This is a genomic window from Ideonella dechloratans, from assembly GCF_021049305.1.
GTDB lineage: Bacteria > Pseudomonadota > Gammaproteobacteria > Burkholderiales > Burkholderiaceae_C > Ideonella > Ideonella dechloratans.
Genome location: NZ_CP088081.1, coordinates 3,184,067 through 3,197,564, shown reverse-complemented (window position 1 = coordinate 3,197,564; position 13,498 = coordinate 3,184,067). Strand labels below are relative to the sequence as shown.

Annotated in this window: 16 protein-coding genes; 3 read left to right on the top strand and 13 right to left on the bottom strand. The window is 73.5% G+C overall.

Going from position 1 to position 13,498, the window contains the following annotated elements:
• Window positions 1-87: 87 nt before the first annotated feature.
• Genes merP through LRM40_RS14795 form a run of 3 tightly spaced genes read right to left on the bottom strand, consistent with a single transcriptional unit; the run spans window position 88 to window position 1,899 of the window.
• A complete protein-coding gene (merP, locus tag LRM40_RS14805; protein WP_151123994.1) occupies window positions 88-378 on the bottom strand; it encodes a mercury resistance system periplasmic binding protein MerP in 291 nt (96 codons plus the stop codon).
• A gap of 10 nt (window positions 379-388) precedes the next feature.
• Window positions 389-769 (bottom strand): mercuric transporter MerT family protein, encoded by a 381-nt coding sequence (locus tag LRM40_RS14800; RefSeq protein WP_151123995.1) that lies wholly within the window; start codon window positions 767-769, stop codon window positions 389-391.
• A gap of 17 nt (window positions 770-786) precedes the next feature.
• Entirely contained in the window at window positions 787-1,899 is a 1,113-nt protein-coding gene (locus tag LRM40_RS14795) for a transglutaminase-like domain-containing protein (protein WP_151123996.1), read from the bottom strand.
• 38 nt (window positions 1,900-1,937) lie between these two features.
• Between LRM40_RS14795 and LRM40_RS14790 the strand changes: the two genes are divergently transcribed.
• Genes LRM40_RS14790 through LRM40_RS14780 form a run of 3 tightly spaced genes read left to right on the top strand, consistent with a single transcriptional unit; the run spans window position 1,938 to window position 3,852 of the window.
• Window positions 1,938-2,534, top strand: a complete 597-nt coding sequence (locus LRM40_RS14790) for a TlpA family protein disulfide reductase (protein WP_151123997.1) — start codon at window positions 1,938-1,940, stop codon at window positions 2,532-2,534.
• A 59-nt stretch (window positions 2,535-2,593) separates the two neighbouring features.
• On the top strand, window positions 2,594-3,148 hold the full coding sequence (locus tag LRM40_RS14785) for a cyclin-dependent kinase inhibitor 3 family protein (protein WP_151123998.1): 555 nt from the start codon (window positions 2,594-2,596) through the stop codon (window positions 3,146-3,148).
• An 8-nt stretch (window positions 3,149-3,156) separates the two neighbouring features.
• On the top strand, window positions 3,157-3,852 hold the full coding sequence (locus tag LRM40_RS14780) for a hypothetical protein (protein WP_151123999.1): 696 nt from the start codon (window positions 3,157-3,159) through the stop codon (window positions 3,850-3,852).
• 15 nt (window positions 3,853-3,867) lie between these two features.
• On the opposite strand, the gene LRM40_RS14775 is transcribed toward LRM40_RS14780, so the two are convergent.
• The 10 genes from LRM40_RS14775 to LRM40_RS14730 form a co-directional block, all read right to left on the bottom strand.
• Complete coding sequence (locus tag LRM40_RS14775; protein ID WP_170288865.1) at window positions 3,868-5,565, bottom strand: ClcB-like voltage-gated chloride channel protein; 1,698 nt, start codon at window positions 5,563-5,565, stop codon at window positions 3,868-3,870.
• A 64-nt stretch (window positions 5,566-5,629) separates the two neighbouring features.
• Window positions 5,630-6,784: a YbdK family carboxylate-amine ligase gene (locus LRM40_RS14770; protein WP_151124001.1), complete on the bottom strand. Its 1,155-nt coding sequence runs from the start codon at window positions 6,782-6,784 to the stop codon at window positions 5,630-5,632.
• A 38-nt stretch (window positions 6,785-6,822) separates the two neighbouring features.
• Complete coding sequence (locus LRM40_RS14765) at window positions 6,823-7,635, bottom strand: gamma-glutamyl-gamma-aminobutyrate hydrolase family protein (RefSeq protein WP_151124002.1); 813 nt, start codon at window positions 7,633-7,635, stop codon at window positions 6,823-6,825.
• 202 nt (window positions 7,636-7,837) lie between these two features.
• On the bottom strand, window positions 7,838-8,281 hold the full coding sequence (locus tag LRM40_RS14760; protein WP_151124003.1) for a hypothetical protein: 444 nt from the start codon (window positions 8,279-8,281) through the stop codon (window positions 7,838-7,840).
• A 141-nt stretch (window positions 8,282-8,422) separates the two neighbouring features.
• Entirely contained in the window at window positions 8,423-9,619 is a 1,197-nt protein-coding gene (locus tag LRM40_RS14755; protein ID WP_151124004.1) for a pyridoxal phosphate-dependent aminotransferase, read from the bottom strand.
• Window positions 9,620-9,678: 59 nt separating this feature from the next.
• Entirely contained in the window at window positions 9,679-10,125 is a 447-nt protein-coding gene (locus tag LRM40_RS14750) for a nuclear transport factor 2 family protein (RefSeq protein ID WP_151124005.1), read from the bottom strand.
• A 4-nt stretch (window positions 10,126-10,129) separates the two neighbouring features.
• Complete coding sequence (locus tag LRM40_RS14745; RefSeq protein ID WP_151124006.1) at window positions 10,130-10,921, bottom strand: SDR family NAD(P)-dependent oxidoreductase; 792 nt, start codon at window positions 10,919-10,921, stop codon at window positions 10,130-10,132.
• 4 nt (window positions 10,922-10,925) lie between these two features.
• Window positions 10,926-11,540, bottom strand: coding sequence for a DUF3833 domain-containing protein (locus LRM40_RS14740; protein ID WP_151124007.1), 615 nt, complete (start codon window positions 11,538-11,540; stop codon window positions 10,926-10,928).
• Window positions 11,537-12,859, bottom strand: coding sequence for an MFS transporter (locus LRM40_RS14735; protein WP_231067574.1), 1,323 nt, complete (start codon window positions 12,857-12,859; stop codon window positions 11,537-11,539). The genes LRM40_RS14740 and LRM40_RS14735 overlap by 4 nt, the downstream gene beginning before the upstream one ends.
• A gap of 22 nt (window positions 12,860-12,881) precedes the next feature.
• Window positions 12,882-13,496, bottom strand: coding sequence for a chalcone isomerase family protein (locus tag LRM40_RS14730; RefSeq protein ID WP_375138589.1), 615 nt, complete (start codon window positions 13,494-13,496; stop codon window positions 12,882-12,884).
• Window positions 13,497-13,498: the final 2 nt, after the last annotated feature.

Genomic DNA, 13,498 nt, shown 5'->3' with positions numbered 1-13,498 from the left:
CGGAGAATAAATTTCTCCGGTATGGATTTCTCAGGGTCGAAAATTCCACATAACCCGAGATTCAGGGAATCCTGAATCGGAAGGGGCTTACTGCTCGTCGGCCTTGAAGGACGGGTAGCCCACGCCCTCGGTGGCGCGCATCAGCGCTGCCACATCGGTCTTGGCGTCGTCGTAGCTGACCTTGGCGGTGCGCTTGTTGTAGCTCACCACCGCCTTGCTGACGCCGGGCACCTTCATCAGCGCGACGCGGATGGTGATGGGGCAGGTCGCGCAGTCCATGGTGGGCACGTTGAGCGTGACCTGCTGCGGGGCCGCCAGAGCGGGGGCGGCCAGCGCCAGGGCGGCCAGGGCGCCGGTCAGGGTGAGCAGGGGCTTCATCGCAGGGCTTTCAGTAGAACCAGGGCGCCACCAGCGGCAGCAACAGGGGCACGGCGGTGAGCAGGGCCACCACCCAGAACCAGCGGCGCAGGCCGCGGCGGGTCTGGCCGCAGGCCGGGTCGTCCAGCGTGCAGGCGGCGTCGCCCGGGGCGGGGCGGCGGTAGATCTGCCAGGCCGCCAGGCCCAGGGCCCCCAGAGCGCCGCCCAGCAGCCAGGGCGACCAGGGTTCCAGCACCCGCAGCTGGCCGATCCAGGCACCGGAGACGCCCAGCAGGGCCAGGGCCAGCGGCGCCACGCAGCAGCCCGAGGCCAGCAGCGCCGCCAGCCCGGCGGCCAACAACGCGCCCAGGCCGCGGGCCGGGGACGTGGCAGGAAGGCCCTGGCTCACCATGGCGTCGCGCCGCCCGTTCAGGCGGTGATCTCCTTGGCGGTGATCTGGTAGACGAAGGTGTCCGGCGCGTAGGGGTCGCGGGCGCCGTCGGCCGTCTCGGCCTGCGGGTACATGAAGAAGGGCAGCTTGCCCTTCTTGGCGCCCGGCAAGGTGAGGTCGGCGGCGCTGCTGTAGCCCATCCAGTTGCCTTCCCAGCTGCCGAACAGGGCGCGGCGCACCGGGGTGACGATGGGGTGGGCCGGGTCCTTGATCCACTCGGGGGTTTCCTGGCGCATCACCTTGGTGACGTCGGCCGGGTCCATGGCCACCCAGCCGTGGCCCTTCAGGTAGATCTCGGAGCGGCAGTGCTGCGCGCCCTTGAGGCTGGCGGGGTTGCCGCCCAGCTCGCGGTAGCCGAAGGCGCTGGGCACCAGGCGCACGCCGTAGATGTCACGCGCCGGGATGCCGGCCGCGCGGCACAGGCCCACGAACAGGGCGTTGATGTCGGCGCACTTGCCCGAGAGGTTGCCGCTTTCCAGCATCGCCCGGATGTCGCCCACGCCGCAGCCGCGCACCTTGGGGTCGCGGTAGGAGCTGACGATCACCCAGTCGTAGATGCGCTGGGCCTTCTCGCGGTCGGTGCGGGTGCCTGCCACGATCTGCTGGGCCACCTTGCGCACGATGCCGTCCACCGGGATCAGCTCGCTGGGCTGCACCCAGCGGCGCAGCTCGGCCGGGTCCACCGGCTCGGAGGACTTGGCCTGCCAGTCCACACCCCGGTTCTGCGTCTGCACGCGGGTCACCAGGGTGAGGGTGGGTAGCGCCACCGAGGCGTCGTAGCTGGCGGTCAGGATCTTGGCGCCGGTGTCGCCATCGGTGCTCATCTGCACCTTGCCGGCGTTGTCGGTCCAGTGCACGTCCAGCGTGCGCTGCCAGCCGTTGTCCAGCGAGGGCACTGGCAGCCAGATGGTGGACGGGCCCTTGGCCTCCTTCAGCGACACGGTGGTCGTCACGTCGAAGGTGCGCCAGCCGTTGGGCTTGGGATCGAAATGGCGCTGGGCCTCCTCGGCGCGCAGGGCGGGCACGCCCGCGAGCAGCAGGGAAGCAGAGGCCGATTTCACGAGGCTGCGCCTCGACAGGAAGGAGGTCATGGGCAAGAGATCCTGTGGAAGGAGGGAAAATTCTAACGATGAAGGGTTTCCCCCCCCGTGAACCCTGCCCCGCGGGTGGCAGGGGTGTTCCCGACCAGCGGCGGCGCCAGGGCCTGGCCGCCGCGTCGGCGTCCATGCTGCTGGCCGTGCTGGGCGCCGCCGCGCCACACCGGGCGCTGGCCGCCCCCACGGTGCTGCGCAAGGCCTGGCCGAAAGGGCGCGCCACGCCGGCGGTGGATCTGCCGCTGCTGGACGGCGGCCGCTGGACCCTGGCCAGTGCCCGGGGCCAGGCCGTGCTGCTGCACTTCTGGGCCACCTGGTGCGAGCCCTGCCGTGAAGAGCTGCCCCAGCTGGCCGCCATGGCCCGGCGCGAACGCGCCCGCGGCCTGCAGCTGATGGCGGTGGACTACCGCGAGCCGGCCAGCACCGTGCGCAGCTTCCTGGCGCCGCTGGGCCTGGACCTGCCGGTGGCGCTGGACGACGAGGGCGCGGTGGCCAAGGCCTTCGAGGCCCGGGTCTTCCCCTGCACGGTGGGCATCGACCGCCAGGGTCGGGCCCGCTTCCAGCTGATGGGGGCGGTGGACTGGGCCGGGGCCGAGGGCCGCGCGGTGGCGGACGAACTGCTGCGCGCCTGAGCCAGACTGCCCCGCTGGGCCAATGCGGTGGCCACAGCTGTGCGGTGGCACGATGGGGCATGACCGTCGTGCGCACCAGCCACACCCACCCGCTGCAGATCGCCGAGTTGCGCGCCGGCGATGGCTGGGGCCGCATCGGCATCACCTTCTGCCCCGGCAAGCACGACCATGCCGCGGCCACCGGCGCCTGGGCCCGCGACCTGGGGGTGGACCTGGACGCCATCGCCGCCTGGGGCGCGCAGCTGGTGCTGACCCTGGTGGAGCCCGATGAACTCGTGGCCCTGCGCGTGCCGCGCCTGGGGCTGGAGGTGCAGCGGCGCGGCCTGCGCTGGCGGCACCTGCCGATCGCGGATTTCGGCGTGCCGGCCGAGCCCTTCGAGCGGGCCTGGGTGGCGCAGGGGGCCGAGATCCGCGCCCTGCTGCGCGCCGGGGGCGATGTGCTGGTGCACTGCAAGGGCGGCCTGGGCCGCGCCGGCATGGTGGCCGCGCGCCTGCTGGTGGAACTGGGCTGGGCGCCGGACGAGGCCATCCGCGCGGTGCGCCGGGTGCGCCGCGGCGCCATCGAGACGCCGGGGCAGCTGGCCCTGGTGCGCCGCACCCTGCCTCAGCCCTGAGGCCCGCCATGACCCTGCAAGACGAGGACCGTGCGCCGCTGGACACCGCGGCGATGCAGCGGGTGGGCGGCGCCCTGGGCAGCCACCCGGCGGGGCTTTACGAAGACGCCCGGGGCCGGCGCTGGTACGTCAAGACCGTGGAGTCTCCCGACCATGCGCGCAACGAGTGGCTGGCCGCTCAGCTCTACGCCCTGGCCGGCGCGCCCACGCTGCACTACCGCCGCTGCCGCGCGCCGGACCAGGTGGCCACCGCCTGGCAGACGCTGCAGCACAGCCGCCTGTCCCGGTTCAGCGAGGCCGAGCGGCGCCAGGCCCGCCACTGGCTGGGCGTGCACGCCTGGCTGGCCAACTGGGACGCCGTCGGCTTCGAGGGCGACAACCAGGGCGTGGCCACCGATGGCACGGTGCTGACGCTGGACGTGGGCGGCGCGCTGCGCTACCGCGCCCAGGGCGACCCCAAGGGCGAGGCCTTCGGCACCCGGGTGGGCGAGTGGGACCGGCTGCGCCGCGACCCCGACAACCCGCATGCCCGGCGCCTGTTTGCCGACATGGACGCGGCCGAACGGCAGGCCGCCGGGCAGGTGGTCACCGCGCTGCCGGCCGCCATGATCCAGGCCTGCGTGCTGCGTCACGGGGGCGCGCCCGCGCTGGCGCAGCAGCTGCTGGCGCGGCGGGCGGACCTGGCCCATCGTCTGCCGGGCTGAAGGCCCGGCCGGGGCTCAGAGCTGGGCCAGGTAGTCCCGGCACAGCAGCACCAGGTCCGACTTGACCACATAGCCGATCAGCCGGTCCTGCGTGTCCAGCACCGGCAGGCGCTCGCCCGGGTGGCGGCTGAACACCTCCAGCACCTCCCAGGCCGGGGCCTCCAGCCGCACGCGCGGGTAGTCGGCGCGCAGCAGCTGGGGCGGCCAGGGTTGCGCGGCGGCGGTGCCGTCGGGCAGCCGCTGCAGCCGGAAGTCCTGCAGCGGGATGGCGCCCAGGAAGCGGCCCGCCGCGTCGGTCACATAGACATGCTGCCAGCGGCTCTGGCGGAAGCGTTCTTCCACCACCTGCATGGGTTGGCCCAGCGTGACGGTGGGCGGCTCGGTGTGCAGCAGGTCGGCGGCGATGGTCAGCGCCGCCGCGGGCTTGATCTGTTCCTGGGTGACGGCGTAGATGGAGCGCACCCGCAGCGCATGCGAGACGAGGTAACCCAGCACGCAGGTGGCCATCAGCGGCACCATCAGGTTGTAGTTCTGGGTCATCTCGAACAGCATCAGGATGGACATCAGCGGCGCGTGGGTGCAGGCCGCCAGGAAGGCCCCCATGCCGATGACCACCGCCACGGGCACCGGCACCAGGCCGGGCCACAGCTGCTGCAGCAGGTCGCCGAACAGCGCGCCCAGCACCGCGCCCACGAACAGCGTGGGCGTGAAGATGCCGCCCACCGCGCCCGAACCCGTGGTGGCCGAGACGGCCAGCACCTTCCAGAACAGCACCGCCAGTAGCGCGGCCATCGACCAATGGTCCTGCAGGATGGCGTTGACCACGCTGTAGCCATTGCCCCAGACCTCGGGGCTGAGCAGCGAGATCAGGCCCACCAGCAGGCCGCCGGTGCCCAGCTTGAGCCACAGCGGCGCGTGCCAGCGGCGGAACTGCACATGGGCCTGGTCCAGCACCGCCAGGTACAGCGGCGCGACCGCGCCCGCCAGCAGGCCCAGCGGCAGCAGCGCCATGATCTCCACATCGTGGTTGAGCGCGCTGAAGGGCATGTGGTACGTGGGGGCGTAGCCGGCCAGCTGGCGCACCACCAGGTTGGCGGTGAAGGCCGAGACGATCAGCGGCGCCAGGCTGGCCAGGGACAGCGAGTTCAGCACGATCTCCGCAATGAACAGCGCGCCGGCGATGGGCGCGTTGTAGGCGGTGGCGACGCCGGCCGCGGCGCCGCAGGCCACGTAGAGCCGCCGCCGCGGCACCGGCAGCGCCCACCAGCGGCCGAACAGCGAGCCGGCCAGCGCGGCCAGCTGCACCATCGGGCCCTCGCGGCCGATGGCGCCGCCGCTGGCCACCGTGGCCAGTGAGGACAGCGCCTTGAGCAGCGAGCGGCGCACGTCCAGCTCGCCATTGCCCAGCGCGATGGCCTCCATGTAGTCGCCGCCGTGTTCCTCGCGCACCCAGCGCTGGGTCCAGCGCAGCAGCAGCCCGGCCACCACGCCGCCGATGACCGGTGGCAGCACCCGCTGCCAGCCCTGCAGGCCGCGGGCGATGCTCACCAGGCTGTCGCTGCGCCCGTAGGCCAGGGTCTCGACCCCGTGGATGGCTTCGCGAAAGCCGATGGTCAGCAGGGCGCCGGCCACACCGATGAGCGCGGCGAAGACGACGGGGTGCTGCCAGATCAGCTGGCGTGTGCCCTGCAAAGGGTGGTCGGGTGATTGCACGGAAAGGCCGGTGGCTCGGGGACAGCGGGCAGGGGCCGCTGTCCGGCCCGCCCAGGGCGGCAGTTTATGCGCCGCCGCCGAGCTGGGCGCACAGCGCCGCCGAGTAGGCCGCCAGGGCGTCGCCGCAGGGGGCCGAGCCCTCGGGCAGGCCGCCCGAGGGCGAGAGGCTGCGCCAGAGCGCGCGCATCCGGGCGTGGTCCTCCTCGCCGGCGCAACTGCGGCGCAGCGCGGCCAGGGCGGCCTCGTCCATCGGCGTGGGCGCGTGCGTGGCCATCCGGTCCGACAGGGCCAGGGCCCAGTCGCGCGCGATCACCCACCGGCCCTGCACCGGGTCGAAGAGGCGGGCCTGCAGGCCGTCGCGGCAGGCCAGGAAGCGGCTGACCTTGCCTTCGGTGACATGGCGCCGGGGCTGGGGCAGTGCCAGCTGGCCGTGCAGCGCCAGGCCGGCCAGCGCCCGCGTCCAGGCGGCCAGGTTCACCGCCTTGTCCACGCTCAGCGGCGTGTCGAAGACCCGCACCTCCACCGTGCCGAACTCGGGTTTGGGCCGCACGTCCCAGTAGATGTCCTTGAGCGACTCGGCGATGCCGGTGTCGCAGAACTCCTGCACCAGCGATTCGAAGTGCGCCCAGTCCAGCAGGTGGGGCATGGGCCCGCCGTGCGGATAGACCAGCGGCTCCAGCGGGCGGCAGGCGGCAAAGCCCGAGTCGCCGTGCTGCAGGAAGGGCGAGGCGGCCGACAGGGCGATGAACAGTGGCGTGTGGGCCTGCAGCACATTGGCCACCCGCACTGCGCTCTCGGCGTCGGGCATGCCCACATGCACGTGCATGCCGTAGGTGGAGAAGCGCTTGGGCAGGAAGCCGAAGCGCCGATCCAGCACCTGGGCGCGGTCGGTGGGCGAGAGCACCCGCTCGTTCCAGAACTGGGCCACGTGCGTGCCGCCGCCGCGCAGCGCCAGGCCCTGCTCGCCGGCCACCGCCTGGGCCTGCGCCACCAGCGCATGCACCTCCTCGCGCAGGGTCCGGGCCGCCTGGTGCACCGAGGCGTTGAGCTCGATGGTGGCCTGGGTGGCCTCCTGGGCGAAGTGCCGGCCCTGCGGGCTGCGCTGCAGGGCCTCCCACAGCGCATGGCCCGAGGGCGAGAGCTGGCCGGTGCGGGGCGACACCACCTGGAGCTCCAGCTCCAGTCCCAGGGTCAGGGGCTCGGATGCGGCAAAACGCATGGGGGTCTCCTTCTCGTTCTTGGGGGCGGGACAGGCCGTCAGCCGCTGCGTTCGGCCTTGCGGGCCGCGCAGGCCTGCAGGAAGTCGTGCAGCAGCGGCTGATCGTCGAACGGACTGTCGCCACCCTTGGTGGGAAATTCCGGGTGCCACTGCACGCCGGCGATGTAGCTGCCCTCGTGGCAGCTGATGGCCTCGATGGTCTGGTCCTCCGGGCTGCGAGCCCCCACCTCGAAGCCGGGGGCCAGGCGCTGGATGGCCTGGTGGTGGATGCTGTTGACCCAGGTGCGCCGCAGGCCGGGGTACACACCGGCCAGCCAGGAGCCGGGTTCGATGTCCACCGGGTGGTGGTTGCGCTCGTAGATGCCGTGGGCGAAGTGGGTCACGGCGGGACCATGCTGGGTCGGCAGGTCCTGGTACAGCGTGCCGCCGAAGGCCACGTTGAGGATCTGCAGGCCGCGGCAGATGCCGAACACCGGCTTGCGCGCCGCGACGAAGGCGTGGATCAGCGCCACCTCGTACTGGTCGCGCACCGCGTCGCCGCGCCACTCGGGTCGCAGCGGCTGCTCGCCATAGCTCTGGGGGGCCACGTCGGCGCCCCCCTGCAGCACCAGCCCGTCCAGCGTGGCGGCATAGGCCTCCAGCTGCAGAGCCTTGCGCGACTGCAGGCTGCCGGAGGTCACGGCCGGCACCATCACCGGCACCGCGTCCTGCGTCATCAGCCACAGCGCCACCGACTGCTCCAGGTAGTGCAGCGTCTTGGTCCACACGCCGCCCAGGTCCAGCACCGGGGCGTCGGGGTGGTGGATGCGGGCGGAAACGCCGATCAGCAGAGGGGGCGCGGCGTGGGACATGGGCAGGTCTTCGCGAGGGTGATGTCGGGCCCACCATTCTTTTCGCCCAGGGTGTCCGGGGCTGTAGGACAGGCCCGCATCCGGCCGTCCGCCTAGACGCCTTGGGCGAGCGGCCCGCCCGCCGCCCGGCCAGGCTGCACCGCATGCCGGTGGTGCGGCAGGTGCTGGCCGAGGAAGACCATCGGGTCTGGGAGACCTCGGCTCAGGCGCGGTGGCCCGCGCCGCCGACGATCAGGTTGAACACCTCGCGCACCAGGGCCAGTTCCACTGGCGGGTAGCCGCGCAGGGCCGAAATGGGCTTGAACGCGCCGCCGGCGGCCTCAAGAGCCTCCGTCGGCGGCTCGAAGGCGGTGCTGCGCAGCAGGTGGACGCGGATCTCGCCCTCGGGGGTCCGCAAGCCCTGGTCGTAGTCCGGCGCCCAGACCAGCTCGCTGTCGGGCAGGCCCAGCGCGCGGGCCATGGCCTGGCGGGCGTCCTCGCCATCGCGCGGCAGGCTCACGGGCCCCAGCGCCGCACACTCGGGCAGGGGGCTGGGCCACAGCAGGCGGCGTTCGGGCCAGCAGGCGAAGTTCAGCGCGGCGCTGTAGCTGTCGAAGTGGCAGAGGATGGCCCGAAAGGGCGCGGGCGCGGTGGCGTCGGTGGGCATGGCCCCTCCTGTGGTGACGCTGCATCCTAGGCGGGGTGGGGAGGCGCTGCGGCCGGCCCGGCGCTTGCCCGAGCGAATCGCACAGGTTCAGGCCGTGAGCCACCGGGCCTCGGCCTGGCGTCAGGCGTCAGGCGTCAGGCGTCAGGCGGTGCGGTGACGGGCCACGAAGCCGGCCAGCCGGTCCACGCCGGCCAGCAGCTTCTGCGGGTCGCTCACCGCGTGGCACCAGCGCAGCCAGCCATCGCCCTCGGGGCCGAAGGCCGCGCCGGGGGCCAGGCCCAGGCCCACCTCGGCCACCAGGCGCTTGGCCAGGTCCAGCGAATCGGCAAAGCCGTCCAGGCGGAAGAAGGCGTACATCGCGCCGCCGGCCTCGGGCACCTCCACGCCGGGCAGGGCGCGCAGCGCCTCGCCCAGCACGCGCCGGGTGCTCTGCAGCTCGGTGCGCAGGCGGGCCACATCGGGCTCGCCCTGTTCCAGTGCCGCCACCGCGGCGCGCTGCACCGGCTCGAAGACGCAGGAGAAGTTGTATTCGATCAGCTTGGCCAGGTCGTCGGCCAGCACCTCGGGCACCACCATCCAGCCGGCGCGCCAGCCGGTCATGCGCCAGGCCTTGGAGAAGCTGTTGACCGAGATGATGCGGTCGCCTGCTTCGTAGCGACGCAGAAAGGAGGGCGCCGAGACCCGGGCCGGGTCGTACACCAGGCGCTCGTACACATCGTCGCTCAGCACCCAGATGCCGTGCCGGCGGCAGTGGGCCAGCAGCACGTCCACCTGGGCCTCCTCGATGGTCCAGCCGGTGGGGTTGCTGGGTGAGTTGATGATCAGGAGCCGGGTCTCGGGCGTCAGGGCGGCCAGCAGCCGGTCCAGGTCCAGGTGCCAGCGGCCCTCGGTGGACGACAGCGGCACCCGCACCACCTCGGCGCCCAGCACCCGCGGCATCTCGCAGATGTTGGGCCACAGCGGCGTGACGGCCACCACCCGGTCACCGGGCGAGAGCAGCAGCTGCATCGTCACCATCAGGCCGGTGTCGCCCGAGGCCACCACGCCCACGCGGGCCGCGTCCAGCGGCCGGCCATGCAGGCGCCCCAGGTAGGCGGCGATGGCCTCGCGCAGATAGGGCCGACCCAGGTTCTGGCTGTAGAAGGTCTCGCCCGCGTCCAGCGACTGCACGGCCGCGGCGCGGATGTAGTCGGCGGTGGGCTGGTCCGACTCGCCGAACCAGAAGGGCAGCACGTCGGCCCGGCCCATGGCGCTGTTGGCCACCTCGCGGATCAGCGAGCCGGCCAGCGCATGGACGGCGGGACGGGCCTGGACGGGGGGGCGGGACGGTGAGGACATGGCGGCGTGAGGGCAGACGGCGGAGGATGCGCCGATTCTGTCAGCCCGTCTCGCCGTCCTCAGGCCGGCGTGCCCAGCCGCCGCTGCAGCGCCCGCATCAGCACGCCCAGCAGAGGCAGCTTGGCGTACAGCTCCTCGGCCGCGTCCCAGTAGTCGCGGTGCACCGAGACCTGCCCCGCCGGGGTGTAGAGCAGGTGGCTGGCACCGCGGATGGTCCAGCGCTCCGACTGGCCGCGGCGGGCGAAATGGAAATCCCAGGTCAGGAAGGCGTCGTCGCCCTCCGTCACCGCCACCCGCACGTCGAAGCGCGGGGCGTCCAGGGCCTGGAACATGTGGGTGAAGATGCGGCCGATCGCGGCCTGACCGCGCACCTCGTTGAAGGGGTCCTTGAACAGGGCCTCGTCGTCGTAGAGCGCCAGCAGTTGCGGCACGGTATCGGGCCGCAGGGCCTCGTAGGCGGCCACCAGGCGCGCGGTGCGGGGGTCGTTGATGGGGCGGGGCGGCATGGGTTCAGGCACCGGTGGCCCGGCGCACCAGGGCGAAGTACCAGGCGTCGGGCAGGCCGCGCAGCAGCCGCACCCAGCGGGTGAAGCGGCGCGGGAAGTTCATCTCGAAGCGGCCCTGGGCCCAGCCCTGCAACATGGCCTGGGCGGCCTGTTCGGGCGTGATCAGCGCCGGCATCCGAAAGGCGTTCTGCGCGGTCAGCGGGGTTTCGACGAAGCCCGGGTTGACGATGGACACGCCCAGGCCGCGCGGGTGCAGGTCCAGGTACAGGCTCTCGGCCAGGTTGTTCAGCGCCGCCTTGGTCGGCCCGTAGGCCAGCGACAGCGGCAGCCCGCGGTAGCCGGCCACGCTGCCCACCAGGCTGAGGTGGCCGCGGCCGGCGGCCAGCAGCAGCGGCAGCACCGCGTCGAGCAGATGCAGGGCGCCCTGGTAGTTCACGGCCAGATGACGCTGCATCTCCGCCAGGTCGAAGGCGGTCGCGCTCTGGGCCCGGTAATGGCCGGCGCAGAACAGCACCAGGGCCGGGGCGCCGCCGGCGGCCTCGGCCACCCGGGCGGCGGCCTGCCGCACGGCCTGGGCATCGGTCACGTCCAGCGGCAGGGCCAGGCTGCCCGGGTGGGCCCGGGCGAAGTCCTGCAGCGCGGCGGCCTGCCGGGCCGAGACGATGACCCGCGCGCCGCGCCGGTGCAGGGCCTCGGCCAGCGCCCGGCCGATGCCCGAGGAGGCGCCCACCAGCCAGACCCAGCGTCCGGCCCAGTCGGTGATGCGGGGGTTCAGGTCCCGTCCCAGCCAGCCCATGGTGTCAGTCCTTGTGGTCGATGGTGCCGCTGGAGTGGCTCACGGCCTGCGCCGGCTTGGTGAAGGCCAGGGTCACGTCGCCCAGGTGGATGCCGAACTTGCTCATGGCCGAGCGGTTGAGCACGGTGGTTTCGTCCATGCGGTACATCCAGTCGTCGAACTCGACGTTCCAGACCCGGCCGTCCACCGGCAGGGCCAGGGTGTAGGTCCAGTGGAAGGCGTTGCCGGCGCTCTCGCCGCGGGCTTCGCCCACCACGTCGTCGGCCCGGCCCACATAACGCCCGTCGCCGAGGTGGCGCAGGTGCCAGACGCGGCGCTGGGTCGTGCCGTCGCTGTAGCGGAAATGCTCGTCCAGCGTGCCCTCGTCACCCTGCCACTGGCCGGTCATCTGCACCGTGAAGCGCTTGACGACGCGGCCGGAGCGGTCGGTGAACAGGCCCTGGGCGGTCAGCGGGCCGTTGAGGTAGTCGCGCAGGTCCAGCACCGGCTTTTCCTGGGCGTAATCCTGCACGCTGGGGCCGGCGCAAGCGGCCAGGCCGGCCAGGGCGCCGGTGGCCGCCAGGGTCAGCAGCACACGCCGGGCGCTGGGGGGAATGGCGAAGGGGAGGAGGCGGATCATGCGGTGTCTCTCCAGGTGGGGTGGCGCTGCTCGGCGCGCCACAGCGCGGCCAGGGCCGCCAGCTTGAGCAGCAGGGGCAGGCCGCCGTAGGCCCAGGCCAGGGCCTGCAGCCCCGCGGGAGCCGCCTGACCGGGTTGGTAGCCGGCGGCGGCCAGCAGCGGCAGGGCCAGGCCGGCGGCCAGGGCCAGGTTGAGCTTGGTGGCGCAGGCCCACCAGCCCAGGTAGCGGCCCTCGCCCTGCTGGCCCGCGCCGGCCTGGTGGATCACGCCGGTCAGCAGGGCGCCGGGCAGGGCCAGGTCGGCCCCCAGGGCCAGGCCGCTGGCCAGGCAGATGGCGGCAAAGGCCGGGCCGTCGCCCGCGCCCAGGGCCGGGGTGCAGGCGAAGGCCGCCACGCTGGCGGCCATGCCGGCGCGCCAGGTGGGCGACAGGCCCCAGCGCCGCACCGCCCGCACCCACAGCGGCAGGCCCAGCGCGGCGGCGCCGAAGTAGGTCAGCAGCAGCAGGGGCTGCAGGCCGGCGGCCTGCAGCCGGTCGGCCACGAAGAAGGGCAGCAGCGTGGCCGGGATGGCGCTGGCCACGCCGTTGAGCATGAAGACCGCCAGCAGGCGGCGGAAGGCGGCGTCGCGCCAGGGCGAGGTGGCGGTCGTGCGCGCAGGGGGCGACGGGGTTTCGGCTGACGCATCCGCGGCGGCGGTCGGCAGGGTGGCCACGCCAGGGCGGCGCAGCAGCCAGCCCAGGCCGAGCAGGCCGGCACCCAGGGCCACGGCCAGCACGGCGCTGGTCCCGTCCAGCCCCAGCCAGGCGGGCAGGGCGCTGGCCAGCACCACGCCCAGCAGGGTGGCGCCCTCGCGCCAGGCGCTGACCTGGGCCCGCCAGGCCGGCGCGCCGCCCCAGCGGGTGCCCCAGGCCTGGTGCAGGATGGCCACGCCGCTGTAGGCCAGGGTGCAGGCCAGCAGGGTCAGGCCCAGCCAGGCCAGGGTGGCGGCGGCCGGCCCGCGTGGCGGGTGCCACAGCGCGGCAAAGGCCAGCGCCAGGGCCAGCGCGCCCCCGGCCGCGGCCTGCCAGGCCGGGCGCAGGCCGCGCCGGAACAGGTGGTCGGCCCAGCGCCCCAGGGCCGGGTCCACCACGGCGTCCAGGCCGCGGGTGGCCAGCAGCACCATGCCCAGGGCGGCCAGCGGGGCGCCGGCCTCGGTGGCGTAGTGGTGCGGCAGCGTCACGTAGAGCGGCAGCGAGACGAAGGCCAGCGGCAGGGCCAGCGCGCCATAGGCCAGCCCGGTGCGCCAGGGCAGGGCGGCGGCGGGGGCGTGTGGCGTGGGCATGTTGGGGCTGGTTGGACGAGGTTCAGCGTGCCAGGCCCAGCAGGGCGTCGCGCAGCGCGGGGGCCGAGGTCTGCGGCGCCAGCCAGATGCCGAAGAACAGCCGGGCGTATTCGGCGTCCCGGGTCTGCGCGGTGGGCTGGCCGTTGTGGAAGAAGCGCACGTCGCCCTGGCCGTCGTTCAGGCCCAGCAGCCGGTCCTGCGCGGCCACGTCCGGGAAGGCCTGCTTCATCAGGGCCAGCCACTGGTTGGCCTGGCTCTCGCTGAAGGGGCCCACGCGGCGCATCTCGGCGATGGAGCGTTCGGCGATGGCTTCGCCCTCGAGCTTGCGGTCGTAGGCCAGTTCCAGGCCAAAGGGCTGCTGGGCGTAGCGCTCGGGCTGGAAGCCGGGGGCGGCCCACAGCCGTGCCTCGTACACGCGCAGGCCGAAGAAGCGCAGCACGCCACTGCCCAGCAGGCGGGCCGTGGGCAGCAGGGGCCGGAGTTCGGCCGGGGGCGTCGGGGTGGGGGCAGCGGTCTGGGCGAGGGCGGTCATGGGGGTGTTCAAGGTGACGGGCAGGGTGGCCAGCATGCCGGCCATCCGGGCCATGCAGGCCAGGCTCCGGCGCCGGGTGCAGTGCGGGGACGGGGCGGGTTGCATGG